Genomic DNA, 18,840 nt, shown 5'->3' with positions numbered 1-18,840 from the left:
TCGTAACCCGGTCCATACGGCACCGTAGACCTGCTTTCACTCGACACACGCGACGATGACCACGGTCTACTGGTATTGCCTCCTCGGTGGCCTCTCGCTCTCGGTGCTGCTCGTCTTCCTCGGGGATGTTCTGGAAGCCGCGATGGACGCCCTCGACGGTGCGCTCGATGCGCTCGATCTCGGAGGCGTGTTCGATCCGCTGTCCGGGGTCTTCGGAGCGACCGTGTTCGGCGGGGCGGGCCTGCTGCTCGACGCGTATGCCGGCCTCGGACGCATCCCCGAGGTGGTCGTCGCGGCGACGCTGGGTGTCGCCGCGGCCGTGGCCCTCCACCTGATCTACGTCAAGCCCATGAAGGCGAGCGAGAACTCGACCGGGTTCTCCGTCCGCGAGTACGCGGGCAAGACCGGGGAACTGACGACCGGCGTTCCCGAAGGCGGCTTCGGCGAAGTGATCGTCCGCATGGGGGCCAGCACCACCTTCCAGACGGCGGCTTCGTTCTCCGGCGCGCCGATCCCCTCGGGCACCGCCGTGGTAGTGGTAGAGGTGGACCGCGAGGGCGTCTTGCGCGTCGCTCCGCTGGACCGTGAGGACCTCACCGTGGCGACCGACGCGACCCCTCACGCACGACTTCAGACTCGATAGACACACACACCCTCAGACCCATGCTCGAACTACTCGGAATCGGAGGCATCGTCGGCATCGCCATCGTCGTCTCCCTAGTCTTTCTCGTGATGCTCGTCGCGAGCCGCTACAAGACGGTCTCGCCCGACGAGGCGATGATCATCACGGGTGCGGCACTCGGCAGCAAGAACGTGCTCACCGACGAGAGCGCGCGGAAGGTCAAGATCGTCCGGGGCGGCGGCGCGTTCATCGTGCCTATTGTGCAGCAGCGCGAGCACATGTCGCTGCTCTCCCACAAGCTGGACGTGATGACGCCGGAGGTCTACACGGCCGAAGGCGTGCCCGTGATGACCGACGGCGTGGCCGTCATCAAGGTCGGCTCGTCCGTGGAGGATGTGGCGACGGCGGCGGAGCAGTTCCTGGGCAAGCCGGACGAAGAACTCCGCGCGGAGGCGCGCGAGGTCCTGGAGGGGCACCTCCGGGCCATCCTCGGCACGCTCACCGTCGAGGAGGTGTATCGCAACCGGGACAAGTTCGCGCAGGAGGTCCAGTCGGTCGCCGCGCGGGACCTGAAGAAGATGGGGCTCCAGATCGTGAGCTTCACCATCAAGGACGTCCGCGACAAGAACGGCTACCTGGAGGCGCTCGGCCGTCCGCGCATCGCCGCGATCAAGCGCGACGCCGACATCGCCGAGGCCGAGGCGACGCGCGACGCGCGCATCAAGAAGGCCAACGCCGACGAGGAAGGCCAGAAGGCCGAACTCGTCCGCGACACGAACGTGGCGGAGGCCAACAAGGAGAAGGAACTCAAGGTGGCCGCCTTCAAGAAGGAGCAGGACACCGCCAAGGCCGCCGCCGACCTCGCCTACTCCGTCCAGGAGGCGACGTCTCAGCGGGTCGTGGTCGAGGAGCAGATGCAGGTCGAACTCGTCCGCAAGCAGCGCGAGGTGGACCTGGAGAAGCTCGAGATCGAGCGCCGCGAGAAGCAGTACGACTCCGAGGTCAAGAAGAAGGCCGACGCCGATCGCTACGCCGTCGAGCAGGCGGCCGAGGCCGACAAGCTGCGGCAGATGCGCCGCGCGGAAGCCCGTCAGTTTGAGATCGAAGCCGAGGCAAAGGCCAAGGCCGAGGCCAAGCGGCTCGACGGTCAAGCCGTCGGTGACGCGACACGCGCCGAGGGCCTGGCGGAAGCCGAGGTCGTCCTCCAGCGCGGCCTCGCCGAAGCGGAGGCCAAGGAGAAGCTCGCCGAGGCCTTCGCCCGTTACGGCGAGGCGGCCGTGCTCGACCTGCTCGCGACCATGATGCCCGCCCTCGCCCGCGAGGTCGCCGCGCCGCTGGCGTCCATCCAGAAGCTCACCGTCGTCGACACCGGCGGCGGGCAGGGCGTCGGCCGGGTCACCGACTCGGTGGCCAACCTGATGGCGACCACGCCGGAACTCATCAAGAGCCTCACGGGCGTGGACCTGCTGGCCCTCGCGCAGCAGTTCGGTGAGACCAAGCCCGTGCCCGCAGCGTCGGGCGATGGCGCCCCGCCCACGCTCCTCGAGCCGCCCACCGAGGCGGACGAGCTGTAGCGGTGTCGCTGTACAAGCTCAAGGTGTTCCAGGCGACGCCCAAGCGGAGGCCCGGTCCGCCTCGGTCGACTCGTCGACCAGCGGATCGGGGCGAGCCGAACGCCGAGGCGCGGGCGCGTATGCTGGATCGGCTTCGGAACGGGCCGTCGGGCGTGCGGGAGCGCGGCCGCGTGGACTGGAGCGCGGTCGCCATCGTGGGGGCCGTGCTCGCCGGGGTCCTCGTGATGTTCGTCGTGCTGCTGGTGATGGTTCGGCCGTAGGGGAGGGGGGCCGTCCACCCGAACCGAGGGCATCGATGCACCCTCCTGGGGAGGAGTCCGTAGGCGGAACTCATCCACCCTCGGTCCCATGTTCGGCGTACCCCTCCATTCACCCAGGGCGAAGCACCGGGATCGGCGGGGTGGCGTCGCCACCGCACAACTCCAGCGAGCGCTCCGGTCCGAGTCCGGTGGTCTCCGCCCTGCCACGCCGCGTTCGGTTCTCGAGCGGGCCCGGTCGTATCAGAAGTTGATCGCCCGCCGCACGTGGTCGCCACCGACACGCTCGCTCCGCCTCTTGATCGTCGGCGTGCTGGTGGCGCTGACGGGACTGGTCGGGCGGACATTCTGGGTGGCAGACGAACTCGTGCCCTTCGGACAGAGACCGACCGACTATGCGAGCCTGGTCGCGCTTGTCACGGCTCGATGCGAAGCAGGCGAGTGCGGCGTCCGGTTTCGGGACATCCGGTCGCAGCCTCCGGAGGTGAGCCGCCTCATGCACCGGCTCCGAGTGCAGTCGATCGAGCACGAATGGGGCCTCGGCCGCACGACCCTGCGTGGCGGCTATCGGGCGTCGTACCGGCTCGAACATCTGGCACCTCCCACGCCGCAGCAGGTCCGCTGGCGGGCTGCCGACGCAGAATGGCGCGCGCGTCAGCACCGGCGGTCCTCTCTGCCCGAGACGACCGATCTCGGGGGCGGGTGGACGCAGGTCGAGCGCCGCTAGCTGGGTTACTCCACAGGCACGATCTGGCCCGTCGCGCTCACCGTCATGCCCTCCGGAGGCGGGCTCGTCGGGAAGTCTGAGATCGAGACGCCGGTCGCCTCCGAGCCGGCCCAGTCGTCCGGCACGTAGTGGGTGTGGCTGCCGTGCGAGATGCCGTGCCAGCCCCTGGGGCTGATGACCCCCGTCTCGGAGGCGCGGAGCCCGAGCACGTCGCTCAGCACGAACGCGACCAGCAGGCCGAGGGCGAAGAACACCGCGAGGCGGATCAGACGACGGGAGGACACGGGCCGAGGGATCGAGGATGAGATGTCAGAGTACGCACGACCCGCCCCCTCGCTCCGCGAACCCTCCGTGACCCCACCCGTCCGCATCATCCTCCTGATGGGCGTCTCCGGCGCCGGAAAGACCACCCTCGGACAGGCTCTCGCCGCCGAGCTGGGGTGGGCCTTCGAGGACGCCGACGCGTACCATGCCGACGCTGCGCGTGCCAAGATGGGCAGGGGAGAGGGGCTCACCGACGCCGACCGCGCGCCCTGGCTCGACCGTCTCGCGGCCCTCGTTGAGGTCCGGCGGACCGAGGGGCCCTCGACCGTGCTCGCGTGCTCGGCCCTTCGCGCGGCCTACCGTGTCCTCCTCGGCACCGAGGCGGACGAGGTCGCGGTGGTCTGGCTCGACGTGCCCCGTGCTGTCCTCGCCGACCGCCTCGCGACTCGCGCCGGTCACTACGCGGGTCCCGACCTGCTCGACAGCCAGCTCGACACCCTGGAACCCCCCGACGGTGTGCTGCACCTGGATGGGACCACTGGGGTCGACACCCTCATCGAGACCATTCGGGACGGCCTCGGCGTGTAGCGCCCCTCAGTCGCCGTCAGATCGGCGGCGCTCCTCCGCGCGGGCGTCCACGGCGGCTTTCTGGCGGTAGAGGTCGAGGTAGCTCTCGACCTCGTAGCGGTCGCCGTAGATCTCCTTCATCTTCTGCCAGCGAAGCTGGCAGGCGAGGCGAAAGGCCGTGTCCTCGCCGTAGCGCTTGATCGAGAAGGACGTTCCGCGGGCGACGCCCGGCTCGGGGTTCCACGAGACAGCGTAGACCTCGTGGCGGATGCCGCGCCGGTCGCGCTTGTACGTCCGCGACACCCCGACGACGCCGCTCGTGTTGCTCCTGTTGTGCCGGATCAGGCGCCGGCGCCGGGGTTTGGCGGGCAACTGCGACACCTCCTCGACGAGTTCTTTGCGGTACGCCTCGGCGGCATCGAACGCCTTGTCCCGACCGCCCCACTTCTTGTCGGAGAAGAGCCGGGAGAAGGTCTTCCCGTCTCGGTACACCCGCACCTGCCACCCATGGGTGGAGTCGGAGTCGATTCGGATGACGCCTTTCGCTCGGGGCATGAGACGGTTGAGCCAGCTAGAGTGCCTGCACAGAACGTACGGTGTGCTCCTCTACTCTCGTTCGACGCAAGCGGAAAAACCTGATTGCGTTACGTACTACTCAGAATTTCCAGGGTGGCGAGTGCCAAAGCTGCGGGCTTCCTGAACCGAAACCGGGCACCAACGTCGTCCAGGGGCGCAGGTAAGCCCTTATGGGTTGGGGGATTGCCCTACCTGGCCCCGGCGCCATTTCTGGGGGCTAACGGTGACACCGTGGGATGTCGGGACGGGAAAGCCCCGATCAGAGGCGGCGCCCTTTCCAGCCGATTCGCGGGCGGAGCAGCAGCACGACCGGCAGTGTCGTGAAGTAGGCGATCTGGAACGCCACCGTGCCGAGGATCGCCCACGGACGGAGGCGACCGCCGGCTCGGTGGCGCAAGACGCCGAGCACCATCCCTACGGCCAGTACCATCGCTCCGAGTGCGGCGAGCCCTAGCCGAGGCTGGAGGACAATGCCCGCGACCATCAGCACGTGGACGGCGAACACGAACGCGTAAACCGGGAGCACCCACAGGTTGTCGCTCAGCCCGCCTCGCGCCCAACGCCGCCGCTGGTCATACGCGGCAGCGAGCGACGGAGCCGGGAGGGACCAGACGCGCGACGCGCGGTCCATCGGGAAGCGCACCCGCCAGCCCGCCTCCGCGACGGCGCGCACCAGGATGAAGTCCTCCGTCACCGAGAACGGCAGGGCCGGGTACCCACCGACCGCCTCGTAGGCCGCGCGCCGGACCGCCATGTTGTTGCCCATGCCGGTGGCCGGGAAGCCCGCCTCGGCCGCCGCGCTGACGACGCCGATCAGGTACTCCCAGTCGAGCGCCTGGATGGCGTCGGTCGGGTGGTCCGGCCGCGGCATCAGGCGCGCGAGGCCGCAGTGGATGCCCATGGCCGGGTCGGCGAAGCCGGACGCCAGCGTGCGGGCCCACGTCGGGACGGGCGCACAGTCGGCGTCGGTCAGGAGGAAGACCTCGGCGTCGGACGCGGAGAACGCGGTGTGGAGCGCCTGAGCCTTGCCGCGGAGCGCCCCTGTCGGGTCCGGAACGCGGACGTACGAGATGGCGATGCCGTCGCGCGCCGCGGCGTCGCGGACCACTTCCGCGGTGCCGTCGGTGGAGTGGTCGTCGGCGACGACGATCGACAGCCGGTCGGCGGGGTAGTCCTGCGCCCGGAGCGCCTCCAGGCAACGCCCGAGGCAGGCCTCCTCGTCGCGCGCGGCGACCACGATCACGGCGCGCGGCAGGTCGGCGTCGGGGACGACCGGCGGCGGGCGGTGGGTCAGCAGCCGCCCCGCCACGGCGACGCCCACCAGCAGGTAGCCCACGATGATGACGGTCAGCGCGACGGTCATGCAGCCGGGAGCAGGGGGAACCGCCACCCGGCGGCGCGGAGCCGCGGGAGCGCGAGGTCCAGCGCCGCGACGGCGCGGCGTGCAGGAGGCCCATCGTGGAGCGTCACGATGGAGCCCGGCCGGGCGAGGCGGACCATCTCGTCGGCCAGCACCGCGGGCGGTCGGGAGGCCACAAAGTCCCCCGGCATCACATCCCAGAGCACGATCCGCCGGTGGCCCTGCGCCGCCCAGCGGACGAGCCCCGGCGTCACCCGGCCGTAGGGCGGGCGCACGTCCCGCACCGGCTGTCCCGTCGCCTCCTCCAGCACCCGCTCGGCGCGGTCGAACGCCCTGCGCGCCGTCCGCGGGCGCATGCGCCAGGCGCTGCGGTGCTGGTCGCCGTGGCTCGCCACCCGGTGCCCCGCCTCGGTGATCGCGTGGACGAGGTCAGGGTGGCGCTCGGCGCGGTCGGCCGACAGAAAAAAGACAGCCGCCGCGTCGTGGCGGGCCAGCGCATCCAGCCAGCGCGGGGTGCCGTCGGCGTCCGGCCCGTCGTCCACGGTGAGATACAGCGCGGGCGCCCGCGCGTCGGCAGGCCCGCGCACGACCGCGCCCGGCACCAGCGGACCGAGCACGCGCGGCAGCAGGGAGTCGCGGAGGCGCTGGACGGTCAGGGGACGAAGGGAAGGGAGCAGAAAGGTCGGCACGAACCGGAGGGCTCGGGGCGTCGGCCTCGCGGGTCGGCGTGGCGTCCTACGCGCCTGCGGGTGTCCGCGGACCTCGGAGGCTACTGGTCCACGTGGCGGCTCTTCCACTCGAACCCACCGAATGGCCCCCGCAGGAAGGCGATCACGGCCTGCGGGGGGTGGAGGAAGAGATGCAGGGGGTACACGCGCAGGAGCGCTACCTGCCCGAAGCGCCGCGCGGCCGGAACGAGCACGCTGAGGTCGCCGACGGCCTTGAGCGCGAACCCGCCCACGAGGTACGGCCACAACCCCGGCAGAACCACGAGCAGCCCGAGCCCGATCAGCAGACTGCCGAAGAAGAGGCCGATGCCGGCCAGCGTGGCCTTCAGGTGCGCCGGGTAGTTGAGGCTTTTCGAGGCCCAGCGCCGCCGCTGGTGGTTGAACGCGCGCAGCGTCCGCACCGGCTCGGTGGTCACCAGCGCGTCGGGCGACGCGCAGAAGCGAATGTCGAGCGGCGTCGTGTATGCGATTTTCTGCATCAGCAGCTCGTCGTCGCCGCTGGTGACGTGGTCGATGCCCGAGAAGCCGTCGAGCGCCTCGAAGGTCTCGCGCCGGTACCCGACGTTGGCGCCGTTGGCGAGGCTCGGCTTCCGCAGCCCGATGCCGCCCGCGCCGCACGCCATGACGCCGAAGAAGTCCATCGCCTGGAGCTTGATGAACAGCCCGTCGTCCGGCAGGACGGTGAACGCGACGGGGCCCGACACGAACGCGACCTCCGGCCCGGTGAACTGCGCCGCCATCGACCGAGCCCAGCCGACCGGCACGAGGCAGTCCGCGTCGGTGGTCAGGATGATCTCGCCGCGCGCGTGGGAGACGGCCTTCTCGATGGCCGCCTTCTTGTGGGCACGGTCGCGGCGGCGGTTCTCCGGGATCTGCACCAGCCGCAGCCGCCCGGCGCCCTCGGATTCGTCCCAGTCCGCCTCGGGCAACTCGTGGCCGGCCGCGGCGAGGGCCGGGGCGCGGAGCATGCGCTGCCGCACGATCGCCGCCGTCTGGTCCGAGGAGTCGTCGTCGACGACGATCACCTCCAGCTTCTCGCGCGGGTAGTCGGTCGCCAGGACCGAGTCGACGCACGGGCCGATGGTGGCTTCCTCGTCGCGAGCAGCGATCACGACCGTGATCGTCGGCAGGGCGGCGTCCCGGGGCGTCGGGAGCGCGTCCGAGCGCTCGAACTCCAGGTGGAGCCCCCGCCGCCACAGCATCAGGCGGACGGCGTAGAACACGCCGGTCGCGAGCAGGAAGAGGCCGAGGGCGGTCGTCATGCGAGATCGGGAGTGGGCTCCGCGCGCCGCTGGAGGCGGAGCTGGAGCAGCAGCGGAACGCCGACCAGGGCGGGCAGGAGGAGGTTGAGTCCGAACAGCGCCAGCGACGCGTCCAGCGCCGCGGCCTGGCTCATCCCCACGCTCCCGAGGAAGTACACCGCCGCACCCTCGCGGACGCCGAGGTCGCCGAGCGTGACCTGCGGGATGGCGCTCTTGGCGAAGAAGATCAGCGCGACGCCGATGCACAACTCCATCCACGGGGCCGCCGGGGCGACGGCCCGCGCGAGCAGCGCGAACTGCGCCGAGAACACGACGTAGCGGACGCCCGACAGCAGGAGCAGCGTCACGGACTCCTCCTGCGGGATCTGCGCGAACGCGCCCACCGCCCGGCGGATCGGGGCGAAGGGGAGAAGGGTGCCGATGGTGGTCCGCGCGAGGCCGGGGAACAGGATCATGCCGATCAACACGAGGGTCGCCACCCACCCGATCGCCATGACGGCGGTCCACAATGGCGAGGCCGCCTCTTGCCCGTGGAGGTAGGGCACGAGCGCCACCAGTCCGCCGACGAGGCACGCCGCCAGCGTCGCCATCCGCTCGCCAAACGTCAGCGCGGCCGACGCGCCCGCCGGGATCGCGCGCAGGTACACCGCCCGCCCCACGTAGTCGCCGAGGCGGCCCGGTGTCAGCAGGCCCAGCGGGTAGCTCCCGACGACCGCCCGCAGCACGTCGCGGTGCCGAACCTCGGGCGCCAGCCGCCGCACCAGCCGCCCCCAGCGGTACGCCTCCAGCCCGATGTTGACCGGCACGAGCGCCAGCGCGAGCAGCGCCCACCGCGGGTCGGCGTGCGACACGGCCCGCACCACCTCGGACGGCTCGACGACATGGACCAGCGCCACGACCGCCACCACGGCCAGGACGCCCTTCAGCGCGAACAGCCAGCGTGGAGTGGTGGGGAGGGGCACGGACGACGAGGGGGACGCGTCAAGGTAGCGGCCCTGCCTCCCCGGCTCCGTCGAACGTTCGCGAACCTGCGGGGTCAGTCGACCTCGGGGCAGCCCTCGGCGTGGCGGACGGTCGCGAACAGCAGCTCGGCGCCGTCCGCGGTGGGCGTGTAGATCGCCTCCACGACGCGGCCGGACTGGCCACATTCTGACCACTGGGAGACCAGGCGTCCCCCATCGAGGTCAGTCTGCTGGTAGGCCCAGCCGAGGCCGTCGTCGCCTTCGTTGGAGCCCAGGGCCGTGTCCGCGACCCCCACCGTCTGGTAGAAGACGGTCTCGATGACGTCGGCCGGTCCAGGGATCGAAAACCAGAACGCGCTCTCCCCAGCAGAGACCCGGTGATCGGTCTGCGCGTACAGTGGGCCACCCGGCCCTTCCGGCGCGTAGGCAGAGACCCAGAGCGAGTCCGTTCCGTTGGACGCCAACAACTCCCCGCGCAGGTCCGAGAAGTCCGTGGCGGCCGCTTCGACGACCGTCGGGACGACCTCCGCCATCATCTGACTCATCGACCACTGCGCCGAGGCGGAGGGGGCGGCGACGAGGAGGGCGGTCAGCAGGATCGAGCGGAGCATGGGATCGGAGGAGGTGTGGTTGCAACCTCACAGTCCATTGGGCGTCGCGCCTCCCCGCATCCGGCGAGGCGGCCTACCGGAACAGCGCGCGAGCGTCGCGAAGGTCGTAGGCGATCCGCAGCGACGCCAGCGTCACCCCGTCCGGGCCGACGCCGAGGAGGCCGCCCAACACGACCGTTTCCTTGTCGAGGTTGACGAGCCCGAGGCCCAGCGCCAGCGACGGACGGAGCGCCGCGCTCCCGTCGTCGCCCACCACGCCGCCGTTCTCGAACGAGACGCGCGGCGTGAACTGCTCGAAGACGTTGTCATAGGCGTTCCCGAGGTAGCCCATCGCCAGCACGTCGATCCCGTAGACGCCGAGGAAGTCGAACACGGGCGCGCGGATGCCCGCGCCCGCCGCGAGCACATCGCGCCCCGTCAGACGGTCGGGGCGGTAGGCGGTCGCGACGCGCGCGTCGAGGGTGGGCAGGTAGTAGTACGGGATCGGGTCGTCCTGGCCGTCCCCGTCGGCGTCGCCGCTGCGGGTGACGAGCCCGATGCCCCGAAACACGAGCACGGTCCGCCCGCGAACGGGGACGTACCCGACCGCCGAGACGCCGTAGCGGGCGAGCGTCAGGTCGGAATCGTCGAAGGCGACGAAGCGGCGGTGCTCGATGGCCGCGACCATGCCGCTTCGCGGGTACGGCGCCCAGTCGCGGCGGTCGGTCGCCAGTTCGAGCCCGAGGGAGGCGCCCGTGCGGGTGCCGTCGGCGACGACGAGCGCCTCCCGGGAGGCCTCGTCGAGGTCGGCCAGCGTGCCGCCCCCGAGGGCGTCGTTGATGCCGTTCGAGCGGTCGTACAGGAGGCGGACGCTCGGCTGGACGTAGAGCGCGGTCGTGCCGAGCGGGTAGGCCCCGAAGCGGGCTTCCGCCTCGGCGGCGTCGTGGTCGAGGAAGATCTCGGAGTCGCGCAGCGTGCCCGGACCCAGCCCGTAGTACCGCCGCCGGTCGGTCGTCGAGGCGCCGACGGTCAGCAGGCCGTGGGTCGTCGCGCGGAGCGGGTCGGCGGTGAAGAACGACACGTCGGCGCTCTGGTAGTGCTGCTGGAGGCGCACGTCGGCGGTGAGGTCGCTGCCCGGCCAGCCCACGTTGCGGATGCCCACGCCCGCCCCGATGCCGAGCCCGCGGTTCGGGGAGTACAGCGCCGACGGCGCGACGCGCGGCCGGAACTCGATGTCGCCCTCGGGCTCGTCTGCGATCTCGACCCGCGCGCGGGGCGCGGGCGGCACCACGGCCTCCACGAGCGCGACGTCCGTGGAGTCGACGGGCGGTGGCAGCGGGCCCGCAGTCTGGAAGGGGGCGGCGAGGAGGAGAAGGAGAGCGAGCACGGTCCGGGGATGAGGCGTGCGACCCTCTACGCGCCCGGTATCTTTTCGCTCCCTCTCCTGACTCCTGTGACTGTACTCGTCGTCGGCAGTGGGGGCCGCGAGCACGCGCTCGTCGTCGCCCTCTCCCGGAGCCCTCGCCGCCCGACCCTCCTCTGCGCCCCCGGCAACCCCGGCACGGCCGAGGCGGCCGAGAACGTCGCCGTCGCGGCGGACGACCTCGACGGGCTGGTGGCCCTCGCCACCGACCGCGGCGTCGGCCTGGTGATCGTCGGCCCGGAGGTCCCGCTGGTGGCCGGGCTGGCCGACCGGCTCACCGAGGCGGGCATTCCGGTGGTCGGGCCCTCGAAGGCGGCGGCCCGGCTGGAGGGCTCGAAGGCCTTCGCTAAGGACGCCATGGCGCGCTTCGGCGTCCCTACCGCGTCCTCGCGGACGTTCGGGCTCGGCGAGCTGGACGAGGCGCGGGCCTACGTGGACGGGCACCCGCTGCCGGTCGTCCTCAAGGCCGACGGGCTGGCGGCGGGCAAGGGGGTTGTCGTGGCGGAGACGCACGAGGTGGCACGCGACGCGCTGGCCGACATGCTCGATGGCGGCGCCTTCGGCGTGGCCGGGTCGACCGTCGTCGTGGAGGCGTTTCTCTCCGGCGAGGAGGCGAGCGTGTTCGTGCTCACCGACGGCGAGGGCTACGTGCTGCTACCTGCCGCGCAGGACCACAAGCGGATCGGCGACGGCGACACCGGCCCCAACACGGGCGGGATGGGGGCCTACGCGCCCGCCCCGGTCGTCACCCCGGCCGTGCTCGCGCGCGTCGAGGCCGAGGTCGTCCGGCCGATGCTGGACGGGATGCGGCGTGAGGGCCAGCCGTACCGCGGCATCCTGTACGTCGGGCTGATGATCGACGCTCAGGGCACGCCGTCGGTGATCGAATTCAACTGCCGCTTCGGCGACCCCGAGGCGCAAGTGCTGCTCCCGCTCCTCACGTCGGACCCGCTGGAGCTGTTCGAGGCCATCGCCCACGGGCGTGTCGGCCAGACGACCGTCGAGGTGGCGGACGGCGCGGCGGCGTGCGTGGTGCTCGCCTCGGAGGGCTACCCGGGGCCGTCGACACCGGGGCGGCTGATCTCGGGGCTGAATCGGGCCGCGGCGCACGCGACGGTCTACCACGCCGGCACGGCGCGGTCGCCGGAGGGCAACGTGGTCACGTCCGGCGGGCGCGTGCTCGGCATCACCGGTCTCGGCGACACGCTGGAGCAGGCGCTCGCGGCTGCCTACGCCGGGGCGGACGAGGTGCAGTTTGCGGGCAAGACGCTCCGGCGCGACATCGGCCAGAAAGGCTTGCGGCGGCTGGACTCGTGAGCGGCGCGGCTCCCGCTCGCGGCGGTGCAAACCCGGCGCGCGGCGGTGCAAACGCTTCGCGCGGGGGGGCAAACCCGATGCGCGGCAGTGCAGACGCTTTGCGCAGCAGTTCAAACCCGGAGCGTGGGGGTTCAATCCCGGAGCGCGAGGGTTCAAAAGCCTTGCGCGGCAGTACAAACCCGATGCGCGGCGGTGCAGGTCGTTTCCGGTCGAGCGTCGGCATGGCCGTCCTGCTCGCCCTCGCCGCCTGCACCGGGCCGCCGCCTGCCGCCGACACGCTCTTCCAGGACGCCCGTGCGCTCGCCGTCACCCCCGACGGCACGCTCTGGGTCGTGGATGCCGACGCCGTGCTCGCCCTCCGAGACTGCCTGATCGTCCAGCGGATCGGCGGCGTCGGCACGGGCGACGACGCGTTCCTCGACCCGGTGGACGTGGACCCGACCAACGGGCAGACGATCTACGTCGCCGACCGCGCGGCGGGTGCGATCCTCCAGTTCACGGCCGAAGGACGGCTCGTGCGTAGCATCCCGGTCCCCGACGTGGACCCCGCCGACGTGGTCCGCCAGCGCCCGTCCTCCCGCCTCGGACAGCCAGTGGCCGTAGCCGCGGGGACCGGTGGGGCGCTCTACGTCGCCGAGGCGGGGCGAGGGCACATCCTCGAACTGGACGCCGAGGGCGCCGTGGTGCGGGTCCTCGGCGCGGGGGTCGTCGCGGACCCCGTCGATCTGGCGGTGGCGGACGATGGAACGCTGTGGGTGGCGGACGCGGGGCGAGGAGGACTCCAGGCGTTCGACCTATTTGGAGGGGTCGGCAGGTTCCTTGAGGTGGGCGGGCCCGACCGTCTCGTCGGAGTTGTGGTCGGACCGATGGGCGTCACCGGAATCGCCGAACGAGGAGGGACCACATTCGACGGCTTGGTCGAGAGGCGATTCTGGCAGGATGTCCACGCGGTTTGGACCAACGGGTCGGCGTACACCGCGGAGCCCTACCGGAGCGTGACTCATGATGGGAATCGCCTGATCGCCCTCACGGCGACGCGGATCGAGGTCCTCGACAGCGGGGACAGGGTCGTGGATTGAACCACCTGTGTTGCGCTGCTAGGTTGCGCAGCTCATATCTCCGACCACGCCCGCTCTTCGCCACCTCGTCCGCCTTCCTGCCGTCAGGCCCGATGAGGTCGTTGGTGCTGGTCCTGCTCCTGGGCGTCCTCGCGGCGTCGGCGTCGGCGCAGAGCGCGCGGCGGGACACGTTCGCCCTGGCGGCCGGTCAGGCGACGGCGCAGCTGGACGCGCGGCCGATCCCCGGCACCGAGACCGTCGCCGTCTTCCGCGACACCGCGTTCGTGGCCCTGCCCGCCTCGGCGTTCACGCTGGACGGGACGGGGCGGCTGACGCTGGTGAGCGTGGCCGACAGCGTCCGCTATGTGGTGGTCGCGTACCGCGCCGCGCCGGTGCTCGGGCCGGTCCGCGCCCGCGTGCCGTCGGTCGACTCGCTCCGCGCGCTCTACGCGCCCGACACCACGGGCCGTCGGCGTGCGCCCCCGGTGAGCGCACGCCCGCCGCCGTCCATCCTGACGACCGGCTCCATCACGCGCGGCGTCGTGGCGGGCTCCAACCGCGACGTGTCGGTGACCTCCGCGCTGCGGCTGTCGCTGGAGGGCGAGATCTCGCCCGGCGTCGCCCTCCGTGCGGCGCTGACCGACGAGGACACGCCGATCCTGCCCGAGGGGACGACCCGCCAGCTCAGTGACCTCGACCGCGTCTATGTCGAGGTGGAGAGCGCCGCCGTCCGCGCCCGGTTGGGCGACGTGGACCTCGTTCTGCCCGGCACCGCGTTCGCCCCACTCGCGCGGCAGGTCCAGGGCGCGGTCGTAGACGCGCGGCTGCCCGCGGTCGGCATCGTGCGCGGCGGGCGCGTGCTCGGCTCGGGCTCGGCGACGCGCGGGCGGTTCCGCAGCCAGGACCTCGTGGCGGTGGAGGGCGTGCAGGGGCCGTACCGGCTGGAGGGCACCGCGGGTGAGGCGTTCGTGATCGTGGTGCCGGGCAGCGAGCGGGTCTACCTGGACGGCCTCCTGCTGGAGCGTGGCGCGGGGGCCGACTACACCGTCGACTACGGGACCGGCGAGATCACCTTCACCCCGACGCGCCTCATCACTGCCGAGCGGCGCCTGACGGTCGACTTCGAGTACACCTCGGGCGGGTTCACGCAGACGCTGCTGGCGTCGGGCGTGGACCTGGATTTGGGCACGGCCGAGCGGTCGCGGGCGCGGCTCGGCGTGCGCCTCTTCCGCGAAGCCGATGCGCTGGGCGGGGCCGTCGACCTCGGGCTGACCGACGCCGACCTCGACTTGCTGCGCGACGCGGGCGACGCCGACGTGCGCGTGCCGGGCGAGCAGGCCGTCGCCTTCGACCCCGAGAGCCCGGTCGTGTTGTACACGCGCCGCGACACGACCGAGGCGGGGGAAACGGTGTCCATCTTCGTCCCGGCCACGCCCGCCGACGCCGAGGTCTTCCGCGTCCGCTTCTCACGCGTCGGCGCCTTCCAGGGGAGCTACCGGCGGGGCGGGAGCACGCTCAACGGCATCCTCTACGAGTACGTCGGGCCAGGGCAGGGCGACTTCGTGCCGTTCCGCATCCTGCCGCGCCCCGCCAGCCGGACGCTGCTGGACGTACGAGGGGCCATCACGGTGGTCCCCGGCGTCGAGGCCTTCGGCGAGGTGGCGCGGTCGGTCGACGATGCCAACACGCTCTCGCCACTGGGCGACGGCGATGACGCGGCGGGCGCGGTGGAAGCGGGGCTCCGGCTGGCCGACGTGCCGCTCGGGCCGGGTGCGCTCTCGGGCGAGGTGGTCCACCGGACCCGGGCCGATGCGTTTCGGCCGCTGGACCGGGTTCGCAACGTCGAGTTCAACCGGCGCTGGAACCTGGCGCGGGCCGGGACGCCGCTCGTGGGGATCGACACGCTGGGGGAGGCGGTGACGGAGGGCACGCTCCGCTGGGTCCGCGACGGCGCCTCGGTGGAAGCGGGCGGCGGAATGCTGGCGCTCGGCGGCGTCGACGCGGCGCGGGCGACGGTCGCCGCGGTCCTGGGACAGGGTGCCGGTCCGACGGTCGCCGTGGAAGGCGCCTACACGGAAACGAGCGGGGTGGGGGCGCTGGCCGATCAACTGGGGACGGGCGCGTTCCGTCGGGCGCGCGTCGAGGGCGCGGTCCCGTGGGGCGTGACCCGGCCGAGCCTCGCCGTCGAGCACGAGCGCCGCGAGCAACTCGGGGGCATCGTGCTGGACCCGCTGCTGTCGGCGTCGTACGCCTACTGGACCATCCGCCCCGGCCTCGGCGTGGCGACGGGCCAGGTGGAGGGCGAGGCGACGGTGGAACTCCGGCAGGAGTCCGAGCCGCTCAGTCCGATGGGCGAGGCGCTGGTCGGCTCGGCGCAGTCGGTGACCGTGGAGGCGTCGGGGCGGGTGCGCGGCGGGCTGTTCCCGAGCGAGGGGCGGCTGGCGGTCCGCAGCAAGCGCTACGAGGCGGACTTCCGCGACCAGGGCCGCCTGGATGGCGAGTCGGTCGCCCTCCGGCTGGCCTCGCGGACGAGCCTCGGCGGCGGCGCCGTCGACGGGCGCCTGGTGTACGACGCGCTCACCGAGCGCTCGCCGATCCTGCAGGAGACCTACGTGCTGGTCGGCCAGGACCTCGGCGAGTTCGTCTGGCGCGACGGCCAGGGCGAGGCCCGAGCGGGCGAGCCGGACGGCGTCGCGCAACTCGACGAGTTCTTCCCCGAGACGACGCCCCTGGAGGGCCTCTACCTCCGCACGTTCGTCCCCGGCACCGACCTCGTGCCGACCGTCGGCGTCGGGCTGGGGCTCCGCCTCGACGCGCGGCCGGGACGGCTGGCGGACGGGGAGGGCACGCTGGCTGCGGTCCTCCGCGCCGTCTCGTTGCGGACGACCGTGGACGTGCGCGAAAAGACGCGCGAGCGGGACGTGCTGCGCGTGCTCCTCCTCGACCCCGGCGTTCTCCAGTCGGCCGATGGCGGCCCCGAGGGCGGAGGTCCCGCTGGCGGGACGGGCACGGTGGACGGGCGGCTGCGCATCGAGCAGGAGGTCCGCCTGTTTCCCGGTCTTCCGGACCGCGGCGGGCGACTCGTCGGCGAGCACGCGCGGTCGACCTCGCGGCTGGCGGCGGGGCTGGAGACCCGGCTCATCCAGTCGGGACGGGCGGAGGCGTTCGGGCCGCTCGGCGGGGTCCTCGACGGACGCCTCGCGCTCGTGGCCGGGCGGCGGCGGACGGTCAGTGAGGCGTTCGCCAGTCGGACGTACGACCTCCGGAGCCTCGGCCTGGAAGGCGCGCTCCGGTGGACGCCCTCGGACCGCGTCACGCTCGCCGTCTCGCCCACCCTCGCCGACCGCACGGACGCCCTCGCAGGTCCCGGCCGACCGACGGGCGCGCTCGTGGCCCGCGTCCCCGTCGAGCTCCGGTGGACGCGGTCGGGCCGGTTCTCGGCCGCCGCGCGTGCCGAGGTTTCCTCGGTAACCCTTCGCGGCGAGGGGACCGGCGGGCTGGCGCTCTTCGAACTGACGGACGGGCGCGGGCCGGGCACCTCGGCACTGTGGGGGCTGGACGCCCAGATCGGGCTGACGGAGCGGCTCCGGGGCTCAGTGGTCTATGATGGCCGCGCGCCGTCGGCGGGGCGTGTGGTCCAGACGGTGCGGGTGCAGGTGTCGGCGGCGCTGTAAGGCGTCAAGACCGGGAGGATTGCGACGGGGGAGGGCCTGTGCAGCAGCGGAGTAACATTGCCATAACCGCCATCCGGCATCTTCACCCTCCTCGCCGGGTTCGCCTCCCACGCGTTCGGCGACCCTTCCACCTCTTCCCTCGCGTGTCGCTCTCTTCACTGCTCCGGGTCCTGTGCGTGACGGCACTGGGCCTCGGAACCCCCCTTCCGCTCGCCGCGCAGGCCCCTGCCGTCCGGTGGAGCGGCCTCGCGTACCTGGACTATGCCTACACCGTCTCGTCGCCGAGCGAGGAGATCGACGGCACGTCGACGTTCGACTACCGGCGCATCTACCTCACGGCGGACGCTGATCTCGGGAGCGGATTCCGGTCGCGGGTGCGCCTCGAAGCCTCGGACCGCGCCCAGACGGTGCAGGCCCGTCCGACCCCGTTCATGAAGGACGCCTGGGTGGAGTGGCGCTACACCGAGAGCGGACACCGCGCGACGCTCGGGCTCCAGCCTCAGCCCCTGACCGACCTCCAGGAGAGTGTCTGGGGATACCGCGACCTCGACCAGACCGTCATCGACCGCTCCGGATACCGCGGCTTTCGCGACATCGGCCTTCGCCTCGACGGACCCATCCTGGCGGATGGCACGGTGCGGTACGCGGCGATGGTGGGCAACGGCAACCGCGAGCGGGCCGAGGACGCCGGCGCGCGCGGCAAGATCGTGTACGGGGAACTGATCCTCGACCCGGACGGCCCCTTCGTCGGTGCCGTCGGTGCCGACTACGAGGTGAACGACCCTGCGGACGGCGCCCGCACCACCAGCCTGCGGACGTCGGCGTTCGCCGGGGTGGTAGGGGAGCGGTTCCGCGGCGGCCTGGAAGCATTCTACGTGGCCGAGGAGACCGATGCCGTGCTCGACACCGGCACCGGGCCAGTCGGCGTGGAGGCCCCCGACGGGGTCGGGGGAAGCGTCCACGGCGCGCTGGTCGTGGCTCCGCGGACCTCGGTCGTGGCGCGGTACGACTACATCGACCGCGCCGCAGGGCGCGAGGGGGCAGGGGAGCATTACCTGCTCGGCGCCGTCTCCTTCCGGCCCGCCCCGCCGATCCGCATCCTTCCGAACGTGCTCGTCACGATGCCGGAGGGGACCGATGCGACCATGATCGGACGCCTGACGGTCTACGCCCAGTTCTAACGCCCCTCTCTCCCCGCTACGATGAACCTCTTCAATTTTCTGACCGGCTCCCGCCCCCCACTCGTCGAGCAGAGCATGACCGACCTCGGCGTGATGCTCGACACGGCTGACTCGATGTTCGCCGCGGCCACCAACAGCCTGCTCGACAACGAGCCGCTCCACGTCGACCTCTCCACGCAGGACGACATCATCAACGAGCGCGAGCAGACCATCCGGCGGTCGGTGCTGGAGCACATTCTCGCCGACCCCCGGGCCGAGCTGTCGCTGAGCCTGCTGCTGGTCTCGATCGTGCAGGACGCCGAGCGCCTCGGCGACCTCGCCAAGAGCATCGCCAAGGCTGCCGACCTGGCCTCGTCCCCCCGGATGGGGCGTCACGTGGAGGCGCTGCGCGAGATCCGGGACCGCGTCCAGAGCGCCTTCCCGCGCGTCCGCCGCTCGTTCATCGTCGGCGATGCCAAGGTCGGCCGCGTGGTGATGGACGAGCACGCGCAGACCAAGATCGACGTGGGGGACTTCCTCCAGCGGCTCGCCGAGGCCGATGACCTGACCTCGAACGAGGCCGTCGTGCTGTCGATCTCCGCGCGCATGATCGGCCGGACCTCGTCGCACCTGTCCAACATCGTCTCGGCCGTCGCGCTGCCGTTCGACCAGGTTCGCAACGCGCCCAACTGGGCCGACAACGACTGACCGAGCGCGAG

General features: G+C 72.1%; 18 protein-coding genes. 10 read left to right on the top strand and 8 right to left on the bottom strand.

All coding sequences use genetic code 11. The annotated features are described in order from the left end of the window. Window positions 1-55 precede the first annotated feature (55 nt). The 4 genes from B1759_RS17590 to B1759_RS17580 all read left to right on the top strand — a co-directional run bounded on the left by B1759_RS17590 (window position 56) and on the right by B1759_RS17580 (window position 3,180). The gene (locus tag B1759_RS17590; RefSeq protein WP_095516394.1) at window positions 56-643 is read left to right on the top strand and encodes a protease; all 588 of its coding nucleotides are present in this window, start codon (window positions 56-58) and stop codon (window positions 641-643) included. 20 nt (window positions 644-663) lie between these two features. Next, window positions 664-2,196, top strand: coding sequence for a flotillin family protein (locus tag B1759_RS17585; RefSeq protein ID WP_095516393.1), 1,533 nt, complete (start codon window positions 664-666; stop codon window positions 2,194-2,196). 119 nt (window positions 2,197-2,315) lie between these two features. Next, window positions 2,316-2,456, top strand: a complete 141-nt coding sequence (locus B1759_RS19875) for a hypothetical protein (protein WP_158225336.1) — start codon at window positions 2,316-2,318, stop codon at window positions 2,454-2,456. A 247-nt stretch (window positions 2,457-2,703) separates the two neighbouring features. Beyond that, window positions 2,704-3,180 (top strand): hypothetical protein, encoded by a 477-nt coding sequence (locus B1759_RS17580; protein WP_095516392.1) that lies wholly within the window; start codon window positions 2,704-2,706, stop codon window positions 3,178-3,180. A 5-nt stretch (window positions 3,181-3,185) separates the two neighbouring features. Here B1759_RS17580 and B1759_RS17575 read toward each other — a convergent pair whose 3' ends face one another. Beyond that, the gene (locus B1759_RS17575; protein WP_095516391.1) at window positions 3,186-3,464 is read right to left on the bottom strand and encodes a hypothetical protein; all 279 of its coding nucleotides are present in this window, start codon (window positions 3,462-3,464) and stop codon (window positions 3,186-3,188) included. 67 nt (window positions 3,465-3,531) lie between these two features. Between B1759_RS17575 and B1759_RS17570 the strand changes: the two genes are divergently transcribed. Then, entirely contained in the window at window positions 3,532-4,032 is a 501-nt protein-coding gene (locus B1759_RS17570) for a gluconokinase (RefSeq protein WP_198949000.1), read from the top strand. Window positions 4,033-4,038: 6 nt separating this feature from the next. Here the strand turns inward: B1759_RS17570 and B1759_RS17565 are convergent, their stop codons facing one another. The 7 genes from B1759_RS17565 to B1759_RS17535 form a co-directional block, all read right to left on the bottom strand. After that, window positions 4,039-4,566: a hypothetical protein gene (locus B1759_RS17565; RefSeq protein ID WP_095516389.1), complete on the bottom strand. Its 528-nt coding sequence runs from the start codon at window positions 4,564-4,566 to the stop codon at window positions 4,039-4,041. A 280-nt stretch (window positions 4,567-4,846) separates the two neighbouring features. Continuing rightward, window positions 4,847-5,950: a glycosyltransferase gene (locus tag B1759_RS17560; RefSeq protein ID WP_095516388.1), complete on the bottom strand. Its 1,104-nt coding sequence runs from the start codon at window positions 5,948-5,950 to the stop codon at window positions 4,847-4,849. After that, window positions 5,947-6,636 carry a polysaccharide deacetylase family protein gene (locus B1759_RS20505; RefSeq protein WP_158225335.1) on the bottom strand — a complete coding sequence of 230 codons (690 nt, stop codon included), beginning with the start codon at window positions 6,634-6,636 and terminating at the stop codon, window positions 5,947-5,949. The genes B1759_RS17560 and B1759_RS20505 overlap by 4 nt, the downstream gene beginning before the upstream one ends. Window positions 6,637-6,716: 80 nt before the next feature. Beyond that, window positions 6,717-7,937: a glycosyltransferase gene (locus tag B1759_RS17550; RefSeq protein ID WP_095516386.1), complete on the bottom strand. Its 1,221-nt coding sequence runs from the start codon at window positions 7,935-7,937 to the stop codon at window positions 6,717-6,719. Continuing rightward, the gene (locus B1759_RS17545; protein WP_158225334.1) at window positions 7,934-8,899 is read right to left on the bottom strand and encodes a lysylphosphatidylglycerol synthase transmembrane domain-containing protein; all 966 of its coding nucleotides are present in this window, start codon (window positions 8,897-8,899) and stop codon (window positions 7,934-7,936) included. Before B1759_RS17545 ends, B1759_RS17550 begins: the two co-directional genes overlap by 4 nt. A gap of 74 nt (window positions 8,900-8,973) precedes the next feature. Next, window positions 8,974-9,510: a hypothetical protein gene (locus B1759_RS17540; protein WP_095516384.1), complete on the bottom strand. Its 537-nt coding sequence runs from the start codon at window positions 9,508-9,510 to the stop codon at window positions 8,974-8,976. Window positions 9,511-9,583: 73 nt separating this feature from the next. After that, entirely contained in the window at window positions 9,584-10,876 is a 1,293-nt protein-coding gene (locus tag B1759_RS17535; protein WP_095516383.1) for a hypothetical protein, read from the bottom strand. A gap of 66 nt (window positions 10,877-10,942) precedes the next feature. Here B1759_RS17535 and purD point away from each other — a divergent pair, with 66 nt between their 5' ends. The 5 genes from purD to B1759_RS17510 all read left to right on the top strand — a co-directional run bounded on the left by purD (window position 10,943) and on the right by B1759_RS17510 (window position 18,829). Further along, the gene (gene purD, locus B1759_RS17530; RefSeq protein ID WP_095516382.1) at window positions 10,943-12,229 is read left to right on the top strand and encodes a phosphoribosylamine--glycine ligase; all 1,287 of its coding nucleotides are present in this window, start codon (window positions 10,943-10,945) and stop codon (window positions 12,227-12,229) included. A gap of 221 nt (window positions 12,230-12,450) precedes the next feature. Then, window positions 12,451-13,308, top strand: a complete 858-nt coding sequence (locus tag B1759_RS17525; protein ID WP_095516381.1) for a hypothetical protein — start codon at window positions 12,451-12,453, stop codon at window positions 13,306-13,308. Window positions 13,309-13,412: 104 nt separating this feature from the next. Continuing rightward, the gene (locus tag B1759_RS17520; protein WP_143537468.1) at window positions 13,413-16,961 is read left to right on the top strand and encodes a hypothetical protein; all 3,549 of its coding nucleotides are present in this window, start codon (window positions 13,413-13,415) and stop codon (window positions 16,959-16,961) included. A gap of 143 nt (window positions 16,962-17,104) precedes the next feature. Continuing rightward, on the top strand, window positions 17,105-18,142 hold the full coding sequence (locus B1759_RS17515) for a hypothetical protein (protein ID WP_143537467.1): 1,038 nt from the start codon (window positions 17,105-17,107) through the stop codon (window positions 18,140-18,142). Between the two features lie 21 nt (window positions 18,143-18,163). After that, window positions 18,164-18,829 (top strand): PhoU domain-containing protein, encoded by a 666-nt coding sequence (locus B1759_RS17510; protein WP_095516378.1) that lies wholly within the window; start codon window positions 18,164-18,166, stop codon window positions 18,827-18,829. The last annotated feature ends 11 nt before the right edge of the window (window positions 18,830-18,840 follow it).

The organism is Rubrivirga sp. SAORIC476, from assembly GCF_002283555.1.
Lineage (GTDB): Bacteria > Bacteroidota > Rhodothermia > Rhodothermales > Rubricoccaceae > Rubrivirga.
This window is presented reverse-complemented; position numbering and strand designations above follow the sequence as displayed.

Coding starts and splice junctions, on each gene's coding strand:
- B1759_RS17565 (WP_095516389.1), bottom strand. CDS start 4,566: ATGCCCCGAGCGAAAGGCGTCATCCGAATCGACTCCGACTCCACCCAT.
- B1759_RS17590 (WP_095516394.1), top strand. CDS start 56: ATGACCACGGTCTACTGGTATTGCCTCCTCGGTGGCCTCTCGCTCTCG.
- B1759_RS17540 (WP_095516384.1), bottom strand. CDS start 9,510: ATGCTCCGCTCGATCCTGCTGACCGCCCTCCTCGTCGCCGCCCCCTCC.
- B1759_RS17560 (WP_095516388.1), bottom strand. CDS start 5,950: ATGACCGTCGCGCTGACCGTCATCATCGTGGGCTACCTGCTGGTGGGC.
- B1759_RS19875 (WP_158225336.1), top strand. CDS start 2,316: ATGCTGGATCGGCTTCGGAACGGGCCGTCGGGCGTGCGGGAGCGCGGC.
- B1759_RS17550 (WP_095516386.1), bottom strand. CDS start 7,937: ATGACGACCGCCCTCGGCCTCTTCCTGCTCGCGACCGGCGTGTTCTAC.
- B1759_RS17510 (WP_095516378.1), top strand. CDS start 18,164: ATGAACCTCTTCAATTTTCTGACCGGCTCCCGCCCCCCACTCGTCGAG.
- B1759_RS17585 (WP_095516393.1), top strand. CDS start 664: ATGCTCGAACTACTCGGAATCGGAGGCATCGTCGGCATCGCCATCGTC.
- B1759_RS17525 (WP_095516381.1), top strand. CDS start 12,451: ATGGCCGTCCTGCTCGCCCTCGCCGCCTGCACCGGGCCGCCGCCTGCC.